The 19,268-nt window shown below is 73.0% G+C and carries 14 protein-coding genes, 2 tRNA genes and 1 riboswitch; of the genes, 9 read left to right on the plus strand and 7 right to left on the minus strand.

Features of this window, described 5'->3' with window-relative positions; all coding sequences use genetic code 11:
- Window positions 1–38 precede the first annotated feature (38 nt).
- Window positions 39–950 carry an NAD(+)/NADH kinase gene (locus RQM47_RS12630; protein ID WP_311665050.1) on the plus strand — a complete coding sequence of 304 codons (912 nt, stop codon included), beginning with the start codon at window positions 39–41 and terminating at the stop codon, window positions 948–950.
- Between the two features lie 132 nt (window positions 951–1,082).
- Here the strand turns inward: RQM47_RS12630 and RQM47_RS12635 are convergent.
- Together RQM47_RS12635 and RQM47_RS12640 are read right to left on the minus strand one after the other, a co-directional pair.
- Window positions 1,083–1,156, minus strand: a tRNA-Asp gene (locus tag RQM47_RS12635).
- 97 nt (window positions 1,157–1,253) lie between these two features.
- A tRNA-Phe gene (locus RQM47_RS12640) sits at window positions 1,254–1,326 on the minus strand.
- 525 nt (window positions 1,327–1,851) lie between these two features.
- Here RQM47_RS12640 and RQM47_RS12645 point away from each other — a divergent pair.
- From RQM47_RS12645 to RQM47_RS12655, 3 genes are all read left to right on the plus strand, one after another.
- Window positions 1,852–2,253: a BlaI/MecI/CopY family transcriptional regulator gene (locus RQM47_RS12645; protein WP_311665053.1), complete on the plus strand. Its 402-nt coding sequence runs from the start codon at window positions 1,852–1,854 to the stop codon at window positions 2,251–2,253.
- Window positions 2,246–4,288, plus strand: a complete 2,043-nt coding sequence (locus RQM47_RS12650) for a M56 family metallopeptidase (RefSeq protein ID WP_311665057.1) — start codon at window positions 2,246–2,248, stop codon at window positions 4,286–4,288. The genes RQM47_RS12645 and RQM47_RS12650 overlap by 8 nt, the downstream gene beginning before the upstream one ends.
- A gap of 57 nt (window positions 4,289–4,345) precedes the next feature.
- A riboswitch (TPP riboswitch) is annotated at window positions 4,346–4,443 on the plus strand.
- 77 nt (window positions 4,444–4,520) lie between these two features.
- Window positions 4,521–5,414: an ABC transporter substrate-binding protein gene (locus RQM47_RS12655; RefSeq protein ID WP_311665059.1), complete on the plus strand. Its 894-nt coding sequence runs from the start codon at window positions 4,521–4,523 to the stop codon at window positions 5,412–5,414.
- Window positions 5,415–5,513: 99 nt separating this feature from the next.
- Here RQM47_RS12655 and RQM47_RS12660 read toward each other — a convergent pair whose 3' ends face one another.
- On the minus strand, window positions 5,514–5,723 hold the full coding sequence (locus tag RQM47_RS12660) for a hypothetical protein (RefSeq protein ID WP_311665061.1): 210 nt from the start codon (window positions 5,721–5,723) through the stop codon (window positions 5,514–5,516).
- Between the two features lie 144 nt (window positions 5,724–5,867).
- Window positions 5,868–8,216 (minus strand): DNA topoisomerase IV subunit A, encoded by a 2,349-nt coding sequence (locus RQM47_RS12665; protein ID WP_311665063.1) that lies wholly within the window; start codon window positions 8,214–8,216, stop codon window positions 5,868–5,870.
- Between the two features lie 220 nt (window positions 8,217–8,436).
- On the opposite strand from RQM47_RS12665, the gene RQM47_RS12670 reads away from it, so the two are divergent.
- The 5 genes from RQM47_RS12670 (at window position 8,437) to RQM47_RS12690 (ending at window position 15,923) form a co-directional block, all read left to right on the plus strand.
- Entirely contained in the window at window positions 8,437–9,291 is an 855-nt protein-coding gene (locus tag RQM47_RS12670; protein WP_311665065.1) for a hypothetical protein, read from the plus strand.
- A gap of 212 nt (window positions 9,292–9,503) precedes the next feature.
- A complete protein-coding gene (locus tag RQM47_RS12675) occupies window positions 9,504–10,013 on the plus strand; it encodes a ferritin-like domain-containing protein (RefSeq protein ID WP_311665067.1) in 510 nt (169 codons plus the stop codon).
- Window positions 10,014–10,083: 70 nt separating this feature from the next.
- The gene (locus RQM47_RS12680) at window positions 10,084–10,992 is read left to right on the plus strand and encodes a manganese catalase family protein (RefSeq protein ID WP_311665069.1); all 909 of its coding nucleotides are present in this window, start codon (window positions 10,084–10,086) and stop codon (window positions 10,990–10,992) included.
- A 306-nt stretch (window positions 10,993–11,298) separates the two neighbouring features.
- A complete protein-coding gene (locus RQM47_RS12685; protein ID WP_311665071.1) occupies window positions 11,299–14,433 on the plus strand; it encodes a SusC/RagA family TonB-linked outer membrane protein in 3,135 nt (1,044 codons plus the stop codon).
- A gap of 71 nt (window positions 14,434–14,504) precedes the next feature.
- Window positions 14,505–15,923 carry a SusD/RagB family nutrient-binding outer membrane lipoprotein gene (locus RQM47_RS12690; protein WP_311665073.1) on the plus strand — a complete coding sequence of 473 codons (1,419 nt, stop codon included), beginning with the start codon at window positions 14,505–14,507 and terminating at the stop codon, window positions 15,921–15,923.
- A gap of 185 nt (window positions 15,924–16,108) precedes the next feature.
- Here RQM47_RS12690 and RQM47_RS12695 read toward each other — a convergent pair whose 3' ends face one another.
- The 3 genes from RQM47_RS12695 to purM all read right to left on the minus strand — a co-directional run bounded on the left by RQM47_RS12695 (window position 16,109) and on the right by purM (window position 19,175).
- Window positions 16,109–16,780 (minus strand): ATP-binding protein, encoded by a 672-nt coding sequence (locus RQM47_RS12695; protein ID WP_311665075.1) that lies wholly within the window; start codon window positions 16,778–16,780, stop codon window positions 16,109–16,111.
- Between the two features lie 97 nt (window positions 16,781–16,877).
- A complete protein-coding gene (locus RQM47_RS12700; RefSeq protein WP_311665078.1) occupies window positions 16,878–17,927 on the minus strand; it encodes an NAD(P)H-dependent glycerol-3-phosphate dehydrogenase in 1,050 nt (349 codons plus the stop codon).
- Window positions 17,928–18,167: 240 nt separating this feature from the next.
- Entirely contained in the window at window positions 18,168–19,175 is a 1,008-nt protein-coding gene (gene purM / locus RQM47_RS12705; protein WP_314009219.1) for a phosphoribosylformylglycinamidine cyclo-ligase, read from the minus strand.
- Window positions 19,176–19,268: the final 93 nt, after the last annotated feature.

Below are 19,268 nucleotides of genomic sequence, written 5' to 3' on the forward strand. Positions count from 1 at the left end.
TCGTTGGCACCGTCCCCTCTGGACGCGCCCCTCCCCGCATGACGTACGGCATCACCGGCAACACGACGAAAGACGCGCTCTGGGAGCCCGTGACCGCGCTCACGCGGTGGCTCCACCGCAAGGGGATCGCGTTCCGGCTCCACGCCGACGTCGCCGAAGGCCTCGTCGCGCGCGGCCTGGTCGACGACGCGTTCGCCGCCGAGCACGGCTCGGACGACGTCGCGGCCGACGCCGACGTCCTGCTCTCGTACGGGGGCGACGGCACGCTCCTGCGCTCGGCGCACCGGGCCGAGGGGACGCCGATCCTGGGCGTCAACATCGGCCGGCTCGGGTTCCTGACGAAGGTGGAGGTCGCCGACGTCGAGCATGCCGTCGAGCTCCTCGAAGCCGGGGCGTTTGGGGTCGAGAGCCGGATCACGCTGGCCGTCGAGGTCTCGGGCACCGGCCGCGCGGGCGGGGCGGCGGACGGACCGGCGCTCGCCGACCTCCCTGCGTGGGCGCTCAACGACGTCGTCGTCGACAAGTCGGGCACGACGAGCATGATCCAGGTCGAGGCGACCGTCGACGGCGCCCACCTCAACACGTACTGGGCCGATGGCCTCGTCGTGGCCACGCCGACCGGGTCGACGGCCTACGCGCTCTCGGTGGGCGGGCCGATCCTGGTGCCGGGCGCGGACGTCATCGTCGTGGCGCCCATCGCCCCGCACACGCTGACCGCCCGGCCCATCGTGCTCCCGTGCGACGCCGAGCTCGTGCTCCGGGTCGAGACGCGGGGCCACCCGTTCGCGTTCGCCGTCGACGGCACGTCGACGCTGCTCGACGGCGGCGGCGACGTGGTCGTCCGCGTCCGCCGGTCGGACCACGCCGTCCGCCTCGTGACGCTCCCCGACCGCGACTACTTCTCGACCATCCGCGAAAAGCTGTCCTGGGGGCAGGCGGGGGTGTTTTAGGAGGGATCGAGGGATGCGGGATAGAGGGATGAGCGGGCGCTACAGGCCGCCCCGCCCTCTGCTCGTGCCCGATTCCTCCCGCCCCTCTCTACACCAAAACGCCCCCGCTTCCTGCGAAGCGGGGGCGTCGGGCGACCCGGACGAGACTTGAACTCGCGACCTCCTGCGTGACAGGCAGGCGTTCTAACCAACTGAACTACCGGGCCAGCGGGGTGCGACCAAACTACGGCCCCCATGTGGGCGGGGGCGAGCGGGGTGGCCGCTCCGCCGGATCTTAACCGTGAGGCCGCGATCCGGGCGGGGTGGTCGAGGGCGGACTTGAACCGCCGACACACGGATTTTCAGTCCGTTGCTCTACCAACTGAGCTACTCGACCCGCTCTGCCTAGCGCCGGTGACGCCGGGCGGGGCTGACGAATATACGCGGCGGCCGGCGGATTCCACCACCGGCCACCGCGCCGAGACTCGGTGAAGAGGGCAGCGGGCAGCGGGCAGCGGGCAGCGGGCAGCGGGCAGCGGGCAGCAGAAGATCACCGCCCCGCCCTTTGGGTCCGTCCGTGGCGTGGGCGGGGTGGCCGTCGTAGCGCCGTTGCATGCGATGCCGTCAGGCCGAGACGTCTGGGGCCGCCCCGCCCTCAAAAACGTAGCGGCCCAGATTCGTAGGGACACTACGCGTGGTGTCCGCATGGGGGCACAATGCCCGCCCCGCCCACGGCACGGGCGGGGCGGATGCCGTAGCGCCGTCCCCTGCAACGGCGCCTGGGAGGAGCGGCGCCGTGCAGGACCGCCCCGCCCGTAGCCGAGCAGGGCGGCGACGGGCGGGGTGGGTCAGAAAAAATGATCCGGGGGGTTGCGCTCGCCCCCGATCTACTATACAATTAGTACGAACCGACCGAAGCTCTATGAGAAACCCCCTCACCCCGCTCGGCGGGACCGAAATGGAGGTGCTCCGCGAGGTCTGGGCGCTCGGCCGCGCGACGGCCCGCGACGTCCACGACCGCATCTCCGCGCGCCGCCGCCTCGCCTACACCACCGTCATGACGGTGATGAAGAACCTGGCCGACAAGGGCTACCTCCAGTACGAGCCCGAGGGGACGGCCTACGTCTACTCGGCAGCCCGCCCGCCCGAGGAGGTCCAGGGGACCGTGCTCTCGGGCATCCTCGACAAGGTGTTCGGGGGCTCGGCCCGCGACCTCGTCCAGACCCTCGTGGACCAGGGCTCGCTGAGCGAGGCCGACCGCGCCGACCTCCGCCGGATCGTCGACCGCCTGGAGGACGACCCCGCCCCGCCCTCCGATGCCTGACGCCGCCACGCTCGCCAGTTTGGGCGGGGCGGCGCTAGGGTCGCTCTGGCTCCCCGTCGCCGCCTGGACCGTGCTCGCGCTCATCATTGAGGGCGCGCTCCGCCTGACGCGCGCCGAGGCCGCCGTCGGGCTGCCCGTGCGCGGGGCGGCGCTCGCCGCGCTGCCCGTCGCGCTCGCCGTGCCGGCCGCTCTGGGCGCGTGGGCGCCCAACGTGCCCGTCGCGCTCGCCGCCTTCGCCCCGCCCGCCGTGACGTGGCTGCCCGAGGTCGTCGTCGGGGGCGGGGCGGCCGCACCCGCCCTCGTCGCCCCGCCCGCCGGGCTCATCGCCCTGGGCGTGCTGACGGCGCTGGCCCTCGCCGCGAGCGTCGTCGCGCTCGTGCGGGTCGCCGGCGGCGCGCTGCGCCTGGCCCGCGTGCGGCGCGCCCTCCCCCCCGCCCCGCCCGCCGTCGCGGCGGCCCTCGACGCGGCCCGGCAGCGGGCGGGCGTCGGGCGGCCGGTCGCGGCCGTCGAGGCGCCGCCCGGCGCGGCCCCGTTCACGGTCGGCTGGCGGCGCCCAGTCGTGGCCGTGCCAGCCGACCTGGGCGGGGCGGCGCTCGACGTGGCGCTGGCCCACGAGCTCGCCCACGTCCGCCGGGCCGACTTCGCGTGGCACGCGGCGCAGCGCGCCGTCGCCGCCGCCTTCGTGTGGCACCCGCTCGCGCAGGCGCTCGGGCGCGGCCTCGACCTCGACCGCGAGCGGGCCGCCGACGCCGCCGTGCTCGCGGCCTGCCCGGGCCGCCGCCGGACCTACGCCGACCTCCTCCTCCGCTACGCCTCCCTCCCCGCCCCGCCCCTCGCGCTGGGGGCGGGGCGGGGGGATTCGTCCCTCAAAACCCGCATCGACGCCATGACCTGCACCCTCTCGCCCGACCGCGCCCGCCGCCTCGCCCGCCGCGGCCGCCTCGCCGGCCTCCTGACGCTCGTTCTCGCTGGCGGACTCGCGGCCATGACGGCTCCCCACCCCGCCCCGCCCGATCCCGCGGGCGACCGCGCGCTCGCCCCACCCGACACGACGGACGAGGTGTACGAGGTGGCCGACGTCCAACCCCAGCTCATCGGCGGGCTGGAGGGCCTCCAGGAGCGCCTCGACTACCCCGAGCTCCAGCACCAGGCGGGCGTCGAGGGCACGGCAGTCCTTCAGTTTATCGTGAGCAAAGAGGGAGCCGTGACGGACCTCCAGCTGCTCCGCTCGACGGGCAACGACGGCCTGGACCAAGCGGCGGCCGAGGCCGTCCGCGAGGCGCGGTTCGAGCCCGGTATGCAGGACGGGCAGCCCGTCCGCGTCCGGTTCGCCGTCCCCGTCACGTTCCAGCTTGAGGGCGGGGCGGCCACCCCGCCCGTGCCCGAGGCTGGCGCCGACGGCGTCTACAACGTGGCCGAGGTCCAGCCGGAGCTGGTCGGCGGCCTGGAGGCGCTCCAGGAGCGGGTCGTCTACCCCGAGGACGCCAGGGCCGAAGGCGTCGAGGGCCAGGTGGTCGTCCAGTTCGTCGTGACCGAGGCGGGCGGGGTGGCGGACCCGGCCGTGCTCCGCTCGCCGGACGACCGGCTGAGCGCGGCGGCGCTCGACGCCGTGCGCGGTCTCCGGTTCGAGCCCGGCCGCCAGGGCGGGGAGGCGGTGCCGGTCCGGTTCGCGGTCCCCATCACGTTCCGGCTGCCGGCCGGCGAGGACCAGGGGATGGCGCCGGGCGAGGTCCGCTACTGGGGCGTCGACGTGTCCCGGCTCTCGGGCGGGGCGGAGATCGAGCGCCGCATCCGCTCACTGCCCTCCACGCTCGCTCAGGAGAACGCGGCGGGGGGGACAGCGGAAGTCCGCTACACGATCGGCGCCGACGGCGTCCCCTACGACATCGACGTCGTCAGCGGGGGCGGGCCGCTGCTGGACGCGGCCCTCGCGATCGTACGGGCTCCCGCGTTCCACACGGCCGAAGGCGCCCGCCCCGGCCTGGGCGGCACCTGGACGGGCACGTTCGGGCTGAACTACCAGCGCCCAGGCTGAGAGAGCACCCCGCCGCCCCGCCCTCACCTTGGGCGGGGCGGTGTACTTTGACGCCGGAAGCCAGGGGTGCCGTCCCCAGCCCGCCTCGTGCGGGCGGGGCGGCTGAGACAGACCCTCCGCACCTGATCCGGCTCGTACCGGCGTAGGGAGCGCTTCACGCCCGCCGAGCACGCGCGTGCCCGGGCGGGGTGGCCCCGGGAGCTTCCGCCTACTCCCACCCCGCCCCGCCCCCATGACGCGCCTCCGCATCGGCCTCGAGTGGTTCCTCAACCCGGACCACGTCCCGTTCCTCCTCGCCCAAGACCGCGGCTGGTTCGCCGACGAAGGGCTAGAGATCGAGCTCGTCGAGCCCGAGGAGCACCTCGACGCCGTCGAGGCCATCGAGCGGGGCGAGCTCGACGTGGCCGTCACCGAGCCGCTCCACCTCGTCGAGGACCGGGCCGAGGGCCGGCCGTGCGTCGGGTTCGCTCGCTTCCTCCACACCAACGGCGGCGTGATGGCGAAGGCCGAGATCGCCCGCCCGCGCGACATGGCGGGGCGGCGGATCCAGTACCCCGGCGCTCCCGGCCCCGGCGGACCCGCCATCGTCGCCACGATGGTCGAGGCCGACGGCGGGCCGACCGGCACCGAAGACGGCTACGGCCGCGTCAACAACTCGTTCTACCACACCGACGCGCTCGCCGAGGACAAAGCCGACGTGGCCACGCTCGTGTTCCACAACTTCGAGATCGTCGAGGCCGAGCACCGCGGGCTCGACGTGCGAATGTTCGCGCTCAAGGACTGGGGCGTCCCCGACTTCTGCCAGCTCATCCTCATCGCGCACCCCGACGCGCTCGCCGAGCGGCGCGCGGCGTTCGAGGCGCTCGTCCGCGTGCTCCGGCGCGGCGTCGACGCCGTCAAGCAGGCGCCCGAGGCCGCCCGCGCCGTCTACTTCGCGCACACCGAGACGGACGCCGGCGACGCCCTCACGCGCGCCATTTACGACGCGACCGTCCCCTGCTTCACGCACGACTTCTCGATGAGCGCCGACTACTACCGGCAGCTTGAGGCGTGGATGCACGAGCGCGGCCTCATTGACGAGACGCCGGGCGCCGACGCCTACTGGACGAACGAGCTCGCGCTGTAGCGCCCCGCCCCGCCCCGCCCCGCCCGGGCGGGGTGGCACAGGGAGGCCTGCCTGCTGGACGGAGGCGCCGAGCGCGACGCGAGGGCGTCTCGCCTCGCCCTACCGCCCCGCCCGGACCCGCTCCACGGGGCGGGGCGGCCCCAGGACGCTCGTCCGCCCCGCGGCCTCTGCGAGCGCGAGCTCTCGGTCTTCGGCGTCCTGGGCGCGCACGATCCGCCGCGCGCGCCACGTGACGAACAGGAGCCCAGCCGTCACGAAGAGGGCCAGGTAGAAGCGGACGTCGTTAAAGTCGAAGCCGTCGGGGAGCATGGGGGCGGGGTGGCGGTGGAGCAGCAGCGGTACGCGGCCGCCCCGCCCAGGTTACGCCGCCCCGCCCGGCGCGCCTCGCGTCCACCCCGCCCCACCATGGGCGGGGCAGTCTGGTGGGGCAGTCTCAGAGCGGGGCGGGGTGGTCTACTCGCGGCCCGGCAGGTGCAGCTCCGTCGGGTCCGCCGTCGCCGCGCGGAGCGTGCCGCGGCTGATGATCGTCGCGCCCTTGTTGCCGCGGTTGGTCACCTCGAACTTGGTCGTGCGCACGATCTCGGTGCGGCCGCGGCTGGTCTCGACTTCGAGCCCGCGCCGGGCGGCCTCCGACACGGCCATCCCGAGCACGCGGTCGTCCGCCCCGCTCAGGCGCATGGCGATGACGCCTTTGGCTGCGCTCTTGAAGACCGGCACCTGCGGGACTGGGAAGATGAGCGCCCGGCCCTGCCGCGACGCCAGGCACACGTTCTCGGACCCCGCCGCGACCTCGGCGCCGATCACGCGCTCGCCCGACTTCACGCGCATAAAGACGCGGCCGTTCTTGTTCGACGGCTCCACGAACGTCTCGGTCTCGAAGCGGACCGCGAGCCCGTCTGAGGACACGGCGACGATGTACGGGCCGGCGACGACGTTGTCGCCCACGGGCGCGCCGTCGCCCGCGAACAGCTCCGGCTGCGGCTCGCCGTCGACTTCGGGGACGCCCGTCGGGAGCACGCGGTCGTCGAACGAGACCACGCCCACGACCGTCTCCTTGTCCGCGAAGTCGAAAAACTTCTGGACCGGGTCGCCATAGCCCGTCGTCTGCGGGAGGTCGTCGACGCGCATCGTGTAGCACCGCCCGGCCGACGTCAGGAACCCGGCGGTCGCGCGCGTCGACGCCGCGAGCGCGTAGAGCACGCGGTCGCCCTCGCGCACGCGGATCGCGTCGAGGTCGGTGTAGGACCGCTGCCGCTTGACCCAGCCGTCGCGCGTCACGATGACGTAGACGTCCTCCTTCGTGATGTAGTCCTCGGCCGAGTACTCGACGACGGCGTCCGGCCCGGAGACGGCCGTGCGGCGCTCGTCGGCGTACTGCTTTTTGACGTCGCGGAGCTCGCGGCGGACCATCTTCCACCGCCCCGCCTCGTCGGCCAGGAGCGCGCGGATCTCGGCCGCCCGGGCCTCCTTTTCGCGGAGCTCCTTGAGGATGGCGTCGATCTCCATCCGCGCCAGCCGGTAGAGCTTGATCTCGAGCACGGCGTCGGCCTGGTCCTCGTCGATCCCGAAGCGGTGGCGGAGCCGGCCGTTCGCGTCCGCCTTGTTCTTCGAGGCGCGGATGAGCGCGATCGCCTCGTCGAGCGCGTCGAAGATGACGGCGAGCCCTTCGAGGATGTGGATCCGCTTTTCGAGCGCGCGGAGCTCGTGCGCGAGCCGCCGCGTGACCACGTCGAGGCGGAAGTCGAGAAAGTGGCGGAGCGCCGTCCGCAGGTCCACCTTCTCGGGCGCCGCGACCTCCGGATTGTCCGTCGGCACGAGCGCCGTCATGTTGACGTGGAAGCGGCTCTGGAGCGGCGTGTGCTTGAACAGGTACGCCATCGCGGCCTCGGCGCTCGCGCCCCGCTTCAGCTCCAGCACGATGCGGACGTCCTCGGTCGACTCATCGCGGATGTCGACGATCTGCGGGACCTTCCCCGCCCGGATGTGGTCGGCGATCTTCTCGATGAGGTCGGCCTTCTGGGTCGCGTACGGGATCGAGGTCACGACCACGCGGCTCTTCCCCTCGGTCTCGAACTCGCCCCTTAGATCGACGGCGCCCTCGCCGGTCTCGTAGATCTTCGCGATCTCCTCGGGCGTGTTGAGGATGCGCCCGCCGGTCGGGAAGTCGGGTCCCTGGACGTACTGCAGGAGCGTGTCGACGCGCGCGTTCGGGCTCTTGAGCAGCGCCAGGGCCGCGTCGACGACCTCGCCCAGGTTGTGCGGCGGCACGTTCGTCGCCATCCCGACCGCGATCCCGGTGGCCCCGTTGACGAGGAAGTTGGGGGCCGTCGCCGGGAGCACGACGGGCTCGAAGAGTTGGCCGTCGTAGGTCGGCCGGAAGGGGACCGTGTCCTGGCGGATCTCGCGGAGCAACTCGGCGCCGAGCGGCCGCAGCCGGGCCTCGGTGTAGCGCATGGCCGCGGCCGCGTCGCCGTCGAGGCTCCCGAAGTTGCCCTGGCCGTCGACGAGCGGCGCGCGGAGCGACCACGTCTGGGCCATCCGCACCATGGCGTCGTAGATCGCCGTATCGCCGTGCGGGTGGTACTTGCCCATTGTTTCCCCCACGATCGTCGCACTCTTTCTGTGCCTAGATTCCGGCGTCAGCCGGAGCCCCGTGTACATCGCGTACAGGATCCGCCGCTGGACCGGCTTCAGCCCGTCGCGGACGTCGGGGAGCGCGCGGCTCGTGATGACCGAGAGGGCGTAGGTGAGGTACCGCTCCTTGGCGGTCTCGTGGAGCGGGATCGTGTCGACGACGGGCATTGGCGTGCGTGTCCGGGGGATGCGCCAAAGTACGAGGCCGGGGTGACAGGGCGCGTCATACGCCGCCCCGCCCCGAGGCAGACGCACGGCGGCTGTCTGATGCGGCCCCGCGTCCTGCCGGTCCTGCCGGAGGGCGGGGCGGTCGGCCTCGCGCCCTGTTCTGCGGGCGGGGCGGCCGGGCACGGTCCGTGCGCGCCTCACGCCGCCCCGCCCTGCGTCCGTGTCCACACGCTGGCTCCTGCTCGCTCTCCTCGCCGGTTGCCAGCCCGAGGCGCCGTCGCCAGCCGCCCCGCCCGCGGCCGCCGAGCGGGACGCGGCGCCGGCACCCGCCCCGCTCGATCTGTTCGCCCGCGGTCCGCGTGGCGAGCCGGTCGCGGCCGACTCGTTCCGGGCGCTCGCCGCCGCCGCCGACACGGCGGGCGGGGCGGTGGCGCTCCTGGGCGGGGCGGGCACGTTCCACGGCGACGAGGTCGAGGTGCAGACCGGCGAGCGGTGGCAGGGGCTCTACCCGACGCTGGGCGGGGTGGCGCTCCGGTCGTTCGCCGTCCGCGTCGAGACGGTCCGGGACGAGGTCGTGGACGACCCGGGCGGCCCGCCCACCGGCCGGCGCGTAACGACGCCGTTCTCGACCGTCGACGCGTGGGGCTCCGTCGAGGACGACGCCCTGTTCCTCGTCCGACCACCCCGCCCGTTCGCGGACGGGCCGGCGCCGACGGCGTTCGCCGGGCGGTGGCCGCTCGCGTCGGGCGAGATCGGCCTGAGGCTGGGCGGGGCGGCCTACGTGCTGAGCGTGGTCGAAGGCCCGGAGGCCGTGGGCGCGCCCGAGCCCGTCCGCCCCGCCCGCGTCGCCGTGCTGTCGGCGGGCGGGGTGGGGCAGCCCGTCGCGCACCTCGTCGGCGACGGCCGCCCCGCCCTCTTGTGGGCCGGGGATCTGGACGGCGATGGCCGGCTCGACCTGCTGCTGGACGAGGCCGACCACTACGTCGTCTCGCGGCCCGCGCTCTACCTGTCGAGTGCCGCCCCGCCCGGCGCGCTCGTCGGGCGGGCGGGGCGGCACCGCACGAGCGGCTGCTGAGGCGCCGCCCCAGGCAGCCCACCGTCCGCGGCCGTAGGGACACGCCCACCCCCGCCCGTCCCCTGACGGCGGGCACGGGAGAGCCACCGGACAGGGCGTCCGGCGACGCCCGACATCGCCGTGGGCGGGGCGGATCGGCGGGCAGGGCGGCAACCGGCGTGGGCGCGCGCCGGTACCTCCGGCCCCCTCTCTCCCACCCCGCCCCCAGTGTTATGGGCCTCTTCAGCCTCAACCTCAAAAGCTTCGACGACCTCTACGTCGCCCAACTCAAGGACCTCTACAGCGCCGAGTCGCAGCTCGTCGACGCGCTCCCCAAGATGGCCGACGCGGCCGCCCACCCCGACCTCAAGCAGGCGTTCATGCGCCACCTCGAGACCACGAGGCGCCAGAAGGACCGGCTCGAGCAGATCGGCAAGAACCTCGGCAAGAGCCTCTCCGGCGAGACCTGCGAGGCCATGAAGGGGCTCGTGAAGGAGGGCCAGGAGATCATCGACGCCGACGGCGACGAGGCCGTCCGCGACGCCGGCCTGATCGCGGCGGCCCAGCGCGTCGAGCACTACGAGATCGCCGGCTACGGGACCGTCCGCACGTTCGCCGAGCGGCTCCGCCGCGACGACGACGCCCGACTCCTCGCCGAAACGCTGGCTGAGGAGGAGGCGACGGACGACTCGCTCACGCAGCTCGCCGAGTCCATCGTCAACCCGTTCGCCGCCGAGGCCTAGGCCATCCGCCCCGCCCCGCTCACGAGGGCGGGGCGGTCACGTTTTCACTTCCCCCACCCTCTCTCCCCACATGTTTTACCACGACAACAAGCTCCAGTACGAGGTCAAGGTCGACAAGCCGAACCCGCTCTTCGCCAAGGCCCTCCAGCAGGCCATCGGCGGCCAGGAGGGCGAGATGCGCGTGTGCCTCCAGTACCTGTTCCAGGCGTGGAACCAGCCGCCGTCGCAGTCGAAGTACCGCGACATGCTGCTCAACACGGGCACCGAGGAGATCAGCCACATCGAGATCCTGTGCACGGCCGTCGCCCTTAACCTCGAAGGCGCCCCGACCCAGGTCCAGGACGAGGCGGCCGAGAACCCGATGGTGGCCGCCATCCTCGGCGGGATGCAGCCGCGCCAGTTCCTCTCGGCCGGGCTGGGCGCGATGCCCGTCGACGCCAACGGCGGCCCGTTCACGGGCAACTACATCGTGGCGAGCGGCAACCTCGCCGGCGACATGTACGCCAACGTCATGGCCGAGTCGACCGGCCGCACGCTCGCGGCCCGGCTCTACCACATGACCGACGACGCGGGCATGAAGGACATGCTCCGGTTCCTGCTCGCCCGCGACACGATGCACCAGAACCAGTGGCTGGCCGTCATCGAGGAGCTGGGCGGGGTGGAGAACGTCCACCCGATCCCGGCGTCGATCCCCATGTCGGAGGAGCAGAAGGGGCCGCACGTCGAGGAGATGAACCTGAGCTACGCGTTCATGTCGACGCACATCGAGCCGCAGGACGACCCCGGCGCCCGCTACACGTCGGGCCGCTCGATCGACGGCAAGGGCGAGTTCTCGTTCATCCCGAAGATGGAGCCGCTCGGCGGCGAGCCCCAGCTCCCCGAGCCGCCGCCGTCCACGTTCGACGCGGCGACGCCGCAGGACGGGGCCAAAAGCGGGGCCGCTGGGCTGGTCCAGAAGGCGAAGGACGCGCTCTCCTGAGCCGCCCCGCCCGCCCTCGGTAGGCCCGCGCCGCCCCGCCCCCGCACGCCGGGGGCGGGGCGGCGCTCGTTTGGGCGAGGCGGTCGGCACGGGCTGTGGGCGGGGTGGTCGGTACGGGCCGTCGGTGTAGGCCGCGGGCGGGGCGGGGCAGCACGGGCCGTCAGTGTGGGGCGGGGCGGAGCGAGGCCGCAGGAGCAGCGGACCTAAGGGCGGGGCGGAGCGGGGCCTAAGAAAAGCCCTTGCCCTACAGGCGCTTCACGCTACCTTGACGGCGGCTCCCGAGCGCCCCACCCCGCCCCCGGCCCTATGCTCTTCGCTACCCGCGTCGCCCTCGCCACAGGGCTCCTCGTCCTGCTCGCCGCCGCCCACCCCGCCCGCGCCCAGGAGCGGGCGGTGACCGGGACCGTCACCGACGCCGAGACCGGCGCCCCGCTGGCCGGCGTGAACGTGGTGGCCGGGACGCCGCCGGTCGGGACGTCGACCGACGCCGACGGCGGCTACCGCCTGGACGTGCCGGCCGGGGCCGACTCGCTCGTGTTCTCGTTTATTGGCTACGAGCGGCTCGCCGTGGCCGTCGACGGGCGGGCGGTCGTCGACGTGGCGCTCGCGCCCGCGTCCCGGGTCTTCGACGACGTCGTGGTGACGGCGCTCGGAATCGAGCGCGAGGAGCGCGAGTTGGGGTACTCGGTCCAGCAGATCGACGCGGCCGACCTCCAGGAGGCCGACACCGGCAACCTCGTCTCGGCCCTCTCCGGCCGGGTCGCCGGTGCCCAAGTCATCGACACGGGCGGGGCGCCGGGCCAGGGAGCCCGGATCATCCTCCGCGGGATCACCTCGCTCGACCCGAACGCCGACAACCAGCCGCTCTTCGTCGTCGACGGCGTCCCCATCGACAACTCGACGGACTCGGGCGCCGAGGGGTTCAACTCGCGCGGGTTCTCGAACCGGGCCGTCGACCTCAACCCCAATGACGTCGCCTCGGTCAACGTGCTAAAGGGGGCCGCCGCCACGACGCTCTACGGGGTCCGCGCCGCCAACGGGGCCGTCATCGTGACCACCAAGCGCGGCCGCGCCGGGACCACGCGCGTCGAGGTCACGAGCGAGGTCGGGGCCGAGGGCGTCAACCGCACCCCCGAGGTCCAGCAGGTCTACACCCAGGGGTTCGGCGGCGCGTACGACCCCACGAGCTTCTGGTGCTGCTGGGGCGCCCCGATCGACGAGGCCCGCCAGGTCACGCCCGACCTCCAGTTCTACAACAACTGGGAGCAGGCGTACCAGACCGGCTACACGGTCGAGAACAACGTGAGCGTGTCGGGCGGGACGGACGCGGCCTCGTTCTACGCCTCGGTCGGGCGCCTCGACAACGGCGGCGTCCTCCCCTTCAGCGACTGGGCGCGCACCTCGGCCCGCCTGAGCGGGGCGGTCCAGCCGTCGGCGGCGTTCCGGTTCGGCGGCACGCTCAACTACGTCAACTCGGGCGGCGACCGCGTCTTCGCCGACCGCTTCAACGAGCGGCTCGTCTACTGGACCCCGAACCAGGACGTCGCCCAGTACATCAAGCCGAACGGGACCATGTTCGGGTACTACGGGAGCGACGACAACGTGGGCACGAACGCGCTCTACGACGCCCGTTTCGCGACCTACAACGACGACGTCGACCGCCTCATCGGGAGCGTCAACGCCGGCTACACCTTCGCCGAGGGCGTCGACGTGACGTACCGGCTGGGCGTCGACACCTACTCCGACTCCCGCTTCGAGACGCTCCAGGGGCCGCAGGGGATCGCGGGCGAGAACGCGCTGGACAGCGAGGGCGAGGTCGGCGAGACGCGGATCTCGAGCCGCGACCTGACCTCGACGCTCAACGTCTCCTTGTCGAGGCGGTTCGGCGACAAGCTCCAGGCCGACCTCCTCCTGGGCAACGACGTGTTTGGCCGGAGCTACGACCGCGTGAACGTGTCCGGCTCCGACCTCACGATCCCCAACTTCTACACCCTCTCGAACGCCCGCGACCTCACCACCAGCCAGTTCGTCCGCGACCAGCGGCTCGTCGGGCTCTACGGCGACCTCAAGCTGGCCTACGACGAGACCCTCTACCTCAGCCTCACCGGCCGGAACGACTGGACCTCGACGCTCCCCGTCGAGAGCCGCTCGTTCTTCTACCCGTCCCTGAGCCTAGCCTACGTGTTTACCGAGACGCTCGGGTCGTCGCCCGTGCTGGAGTTCGGGAAGGTCCGCGCCTCGTTCTCGCAGGTGGGCAAGGACGCCCCGCCCTACGCCACGAACGTCACGTTCGTCTCGCCCGGCGCCTTCCCGCTCGACGGCCAGACCGGGTTTACGCAGTCGGGCGTTCTGGGCTCGCCCGACCTCAAGCCCGAGCGGACCACGTCGTTCGAGGCCGGCGTCGACCTCCGCTTTCTCGGCGGCCGCGTCGGGCTCGACGCCACGTACTACAACGCGACGAGCCGGGACCAGATCATCCCGGTCCCGATCTCGAACGCGACTGGGTTCTCGCGCTTTATCACGAACGCCGGCTCGATCCGCAACACGGGCGTCGAGCTCGTCCTCAACGCGGCCGTCGTCGAAACCTCGGACGTCGGGTGGGACGTGACGGCCAACTTCGCCCGGAACCGGAACGAGGTCGTCGAGATCCGCGAGGGGATCGAGACCATCGAGGTCGGGAGGCAGTCCGGGTACGCCGGCAGCACCGCCTACCTCCGGCTCCTCCCGGACGCTCCGTACGGCGCCATCTACGGCACGAGCTACGCCCGCTACTACGCGCCCGGCGAGGACGCCGACCCGCTCGAGCTCGACCCCGACCGCCCGCTCCTTATCGGCGCCGACGGGTTCCCCGTCGTCGACCGGACGCTCCGCATCCTGGGCAACATGACGCCCGATTGGATCGGCGGCCTTCTCAACCGGGTCCGCTACAAGAACGTCGAGCTCTCGGCGCTCATCGACGTGAGCTTTGGGGCAGAGAAATACAGCCAGTTCAACAACTTTTTCGCCGCGTTCGGCATCCCCGAGTACACCCTCGACCGCGAAGACACGATGGTCTTCGAGGGCACGACGGCCGACGGGCAGCCCAACGCGCAGCCGGTCTACCTCGGCCAGGGCGCGGGGCCGGACGGCCGGGACTACGGGGCCGGCTACTACCGGAACACGTACCGGGCCTCGACCGAGAACTCGGTCTTCGACGCCAGCTACGTCAAGCTCCGCAACGTGAGCCTCGCCTACGGCCTGCCGGCCTCGCTCGTCGGCCGGGCGGGGATCGACCGCGCTCGCATCCGGCTGGCCGTCAACAACGTCGTCCTGTGGTCGCCCTACCCGTACTGGGACCCCGAGGTGACGTCGGCGGGGTCGGGCTCGAATGCGACCGGGTTCTCGGGCCTGGCCCACCCCGGCGTCGCCAGCTACACGCTCACGCTCGAGCTCGGGATCTGAGCCGCCCCGCCCAGCGGGCTCGCCCGCGCGGCGCCCCGCCCATCGGACCACCCCGCCCTCTCCGCTGCCCCATGACCGCGCGCCTCCGCCCCGCCCTCTCCGTCCTCCTCGCCGGCGCGTTCTTCGTGGCCGCGCCCGGGTGCGACGGGTTCCTCGACATCAACGAGAACCCCAACGAGCCGACGCAGGTGCCGGTCGGCGCGCTCCTCGCCAGCACGACGTTCGCGACGGGCGAGACCACGTTCGGCCTGGGCAACCTCACCGCGAACTACGTCCAGTACCTGGCCTCGCCCAACCGCGCCTCGGCCTCCGACGTCTACGAGCGAATCAGCCTCGACGAGACGTGGGGGAACCTGTACGACGTGATGGCCGACCTCAAGCGGCTCGAGGCCCAGGCCGCGGCGGAGGGGGCGACCGACTACGCGGGCGTCGCCCGGATCCTCCTGGCGTACCACCTCGCCTCGACGGTCGACGCGTGGGGGAGCGCCCCGTACTCGCAGGCCTTCGACCCGGTCGAGACGCTGAACCCGGCCTACGACGACGGCGAGGCCCTCTACAACGAGGTGTTCCGGCTCCTCGCGGACGGGATCGCCGCGCTCGAAGCGGGCGGCTCCACGCTCTCCCCCGGCGGCGACGACTTCGTGTACGGCGGCGACACCGACCTGTGGGTCAAGACGGCCTACGCGCTCCGGGCGCGCTACCTCAACCACCTGACCAAAACGGACGCGTACGACCCGCAGGCCGTGCTTGCGGCCGTGGACCGGGCCTACACGTCGGAGGCCGAGAGCGCGACGGTCGCGTACTTCGATGACGAGATCAACCCGTGGGCCGATGTCGCCATCGACAACGCGAACCTGTTCCTCGGCGGGTGGCTTTCGGAGCAGTTCGTCCAGGCCGTCGACGGGACCACCTACGGCGTGGTCGACCCCCGCATCGAGGCCTACACCGACTCGCTCGCCGACGGCTCCTACGTGGGGACCGTCAACGGGGCGGGGCGGGGTGGCGCCAAAGAGCAGGGCGAGCGCGTCGTGCTCACCACGAACACGTACTACGCCCGCCGGACCGCCCCGCTCGAGCTCGTGACGTACAGCGAGGTCAAGCTCGTCGAGGCCGAGGCCGCGCTCCGGGCCGGCCAGCGCGACCGGGCCTACGCCGCCTACACCGAGGCCATCCGCGCGCACATGGACAAACTGGGCGTCGGCGCCGACGCGGCGGCGGCCTACCTCGCGGCCCCGCAGGTCAGCGTGGGCGCCGCGGCGCTGACCTTGGACGACGTGTTCCGCGAAAAGTACAAGGTCCTGTTCCTGAACCCCGAGGCCTGGGTCGACGCCCGCCGCCACGACTACGACTACGAGGGGTTCGTGCTGCCGGCCAACGCCGAGCTCCCGGAGTTTATCCGCCGGATCGACTACCCGGACACCGAGTACAGCCGCAACGCGAGCAACATCCCGGAGGCCTCGCTGACGGACCGCATCTGGTGGGACCAGTAGCGGGCGGGGCGGCGAGCAGGCGCGCCAGCACGTAGGCGCGTGGGCGGGCGGCCAGCCTGGACCGCCCGCCCGTAGCGTGGGCGGGGCGGTGGCACGGCGGCGCGTGCGACGGGATCTGACGGCCCGCGGCGCAGACAGCACCGGCAGGCGGGGCGGCCGCCGCCTCTACCCCACCCCGCCCCGCCCTAGGCGGCGTTTCCGAGCGCGGCCGTGAAGTAGTCGTCGCCGCCGGGCTGCGGGTGGAGCGCGACGATTCCGGCCCGGGCCAGCGCCACGAGCGTCTTCGAGGCCCGCCACGGCGGCGCCTTCGTCATCCGCGCGTACTCGCGGACGGTGATCCGCTCGTGGCGTTCGAGGTACTCCAGGAGCGTCCGCTCAGCGTCGCCGAACGTGAACTGGGCGCCCTCGCCGCGGCCCTCGGCGCGCATGATCTGGACGGCCTCGCGGCTGGCCTCGACCGACTGGTCGGCCACGCGGACGAACGCCCGGCGCTTGGGGAGCGTCCCGTCCGGCCGGCGGTCGGGGAGCAGGACGTGCGGGCGGTCGAGGCTGGCGGGGACGTGGACGACGAGGACCTCGCGCTTCCGGCTCACGCGGACGGTCTCGAAGCCCAGGTCGATCTCGGGCAGGATCCGCTCGTGGAGCGCCTGCCCGAGCGCGTAGAACTCCTCATGGGCGTCTTTCAGCCCGAGGACCGTCCCGTCGTCGTCGACGCCGACGAGCACCTTGCCGCCGCCCGTGTTCGCGAGCGCGATCACCTCGCGGGCGATCCGCTCGGGGCGGGGCACGCGGTTCTTGAACTCGAGGTGCGCGCCCTCCCCCATCGCCGCCAGCCGCTTGAGGTCGTCGTGGGTCATGCCGGGTGGGAGGATGGTGGTGGGGGAACGGGCGGGGTGGAACGACGGGCCGCCCCGCCTCCGCGCCCTCTCCGCCCCGCCCGTGCACGCGCGAGGGCTACGCCGCGGTTCCGTCGAAGGCCGGGCCGCGGGCGGGGTCCGTCTCCGGCGCGGCGCTCCGCGTCATGAGCGCCTCGACGGCGTCGCGCGGGGCGAGGCCGTCGAACAGGATGGACCACACGGCCTCGGTGATCGGCATCTCGACGCCGTGCCGGCGCGCGAGCGCGCGGACCGACGCCGTCGTCTGGACGCCCTCGACGACCATCGTCGAGTGGCCGAGCGCCTCGGCCCGCGTCTCGCCCCGCCCGACGCGCTCGCCGAAGGCCCGGTTGCGGCTGTGCCGGCTAAAGCACGTCACCACGAGGTCGCCCAGGCCAGCGAGTCCGGCGAACGTGTGCGCGTCGGCGCCGAGCGCGAGCCCGAGCCGTGTGATCTCGGCGAGCCCCCGCGTCACGAGCGCGGCCTTCGCGTTGTCGCCCAGGTCCAGCCCGTCGGACATCCCGGCCGCGACGGCCATCACGTTCTTGACCGACCCGCCCACCTCGACGCCGACGACATCGGGGTTCGTGTAGACGCGGAGGCTAGGCGTCATGAACAGGTCCTGGACGAACGCCGCGGTGTCCGGGTCGGGGAGCGCGGCGACGACGCTCGTCGGCCGCTCCTGGGCGACCTCCTCGGCGTGGCTCGGCCCGTAGAGCACGCCCACGCGGCCCGCGTCGGCGGCCGGGAGCACGTCGCGGAGCACGGCGCTCGTGGTCAGGAGCGTGTCGGTCTCGATCCCCTTGGCGACGGATACAATAACGGTCTCATTCTCGATCCGCCCCGCGAGCGGCGCCACGACGGCGCGGACCGACTGGCTGGGCACGGCGACCACCCACACCGCCGCCCCGCCCACGACCGCCTCCAGGTCCGACGACACCTCGACCGTGCGCGGGACGTCGGCGCCCGGGAGGTACGCCTCGTTCCGGCGCGTCCGCGCGATCTCGGCGGCGGCCTCCTCGCGGCGCGCCCACAGGCGGGCGGGGTGGCCGGCGCGGGCGAGGCTGATGGCCAGGGCCGTCCCCCAGCTTCCGGCTCCGAGAACGGCGGTGGGCGGGGCGGTGGGCATGACGAGCGGAGAGAGCGGAGAGAGCGGAGAGAGCGGAGAGAGCGGAGAGAGCGGAGAGAGCAAGATGCCCACCCCGCCCCGCGCGCGCCACCGGGCGGGGCGGAGCCGCCGTGGAACTTTTCGGCCACCCCGCCCCCTGCTCTACCTGCTCTACCTGCTCTACCTGCTCTACCTGCTCTACCTGCTCTACCTGCTCTACCTGCTCTACCTGCTCTACCTGCTCTACCTGCTCTACCTGCTCTACCTGCTCCCCTCCACCACGCGGCCGATCTCGAAGGCCGGCTCGCCGAGCGCCCCGAGCACGGCGAGCGCCCGCGCGCGGGCGTCGGACGGCACGACGGCCACGAGCCCGACGCCCAGGTTGAACGTCCGCCGCATGTCGTCCTCGGGCACCTCGCCGGTCTCCTGGATCAGGCGGAACAGGGCGGGGCGGCTCCAGGCGTCCCAGTCCACGTCGAGGGCGAGGCTGTCGGGCAGGACGCGCTCGGTGTTGCCCACGAGGCCGCCCCCGGTGACGTGCGCGAAGCCGTGCGCGAGCCCCTCGGCGATGAGGGCCTGGATGGCGTCGAGGTAGCTTTTGTGGACGCGCAGGAGCGCCTCGCCGACCGTCACCCCGCCCAGCACGTCCGGCGTGTCGGCGGCGACGAAGCGGTCGAACAGGACCTTCCGGGCCAGGCTGTAGCCGTTCGTGTGGAGGCCGGTCGAGGGCAGCCCGAGCAGGACGTCACCGGCCTCGATGGCGGAGCCGTCAACGATCGCGTCGCGCTCGACGACGCCCACGACGGTCCCGGCGAGGTCGTAGTCGCCGGCCTTGTAGAGGTCGGGCATCTCGGCCGTCTCGCCGCCGATGAGCGCGCACCCGTTCTCGCGGCACGCCTTGGCGAACCCCTTGACGACGGCCTCGACCACGTCCGGCTTGAGGACGCCGGCGGCGAAGTAGTCGAGGAAGAACAGCGGCCGCGCCCCGCAGACCGCGATGTCGTTGACGCAGTGGTTGACGAGGTCCTCGCCCACCGTCTCGTGGCGGTCCACGCGCTGAGCCACCTTCAGCTTCGTCCCCACGCCGTCCATCGACGACACGAGCACGGGGTCGCGCACGCCCTCCTGGGCCAGCGCGAACAGCCCGCCGAACGCGCCGACGTCGGTGAGCACGCCGGGCGTGAACGTGCCCCGGACGTGGTCCGAGATCCGCCGGACGGCCTCCTCGCCCGCGTCAATGTCGACCCCGGCCTCTTTGTACGTTGCCATGCCTGTGCTGCGGTGAGAGCGGAAGGTACCGGCGGGTCGGTGGGTCGGTGGGTCGGTGGGTCGGTGGGTCGGTGGGTCGGTGGGTCAAGGTGC

The sequence above is a fragment of the Rubrivirga sp. S365 genome (genome assembly GCF_032248475.1).
GTDB classification, from domain to species: Bacteria; Bacteroidota; Rhodothermia; order Rhodothermales; family Rubricoccaceae; genus Rubrivirga; species Rubrivirga litoralis.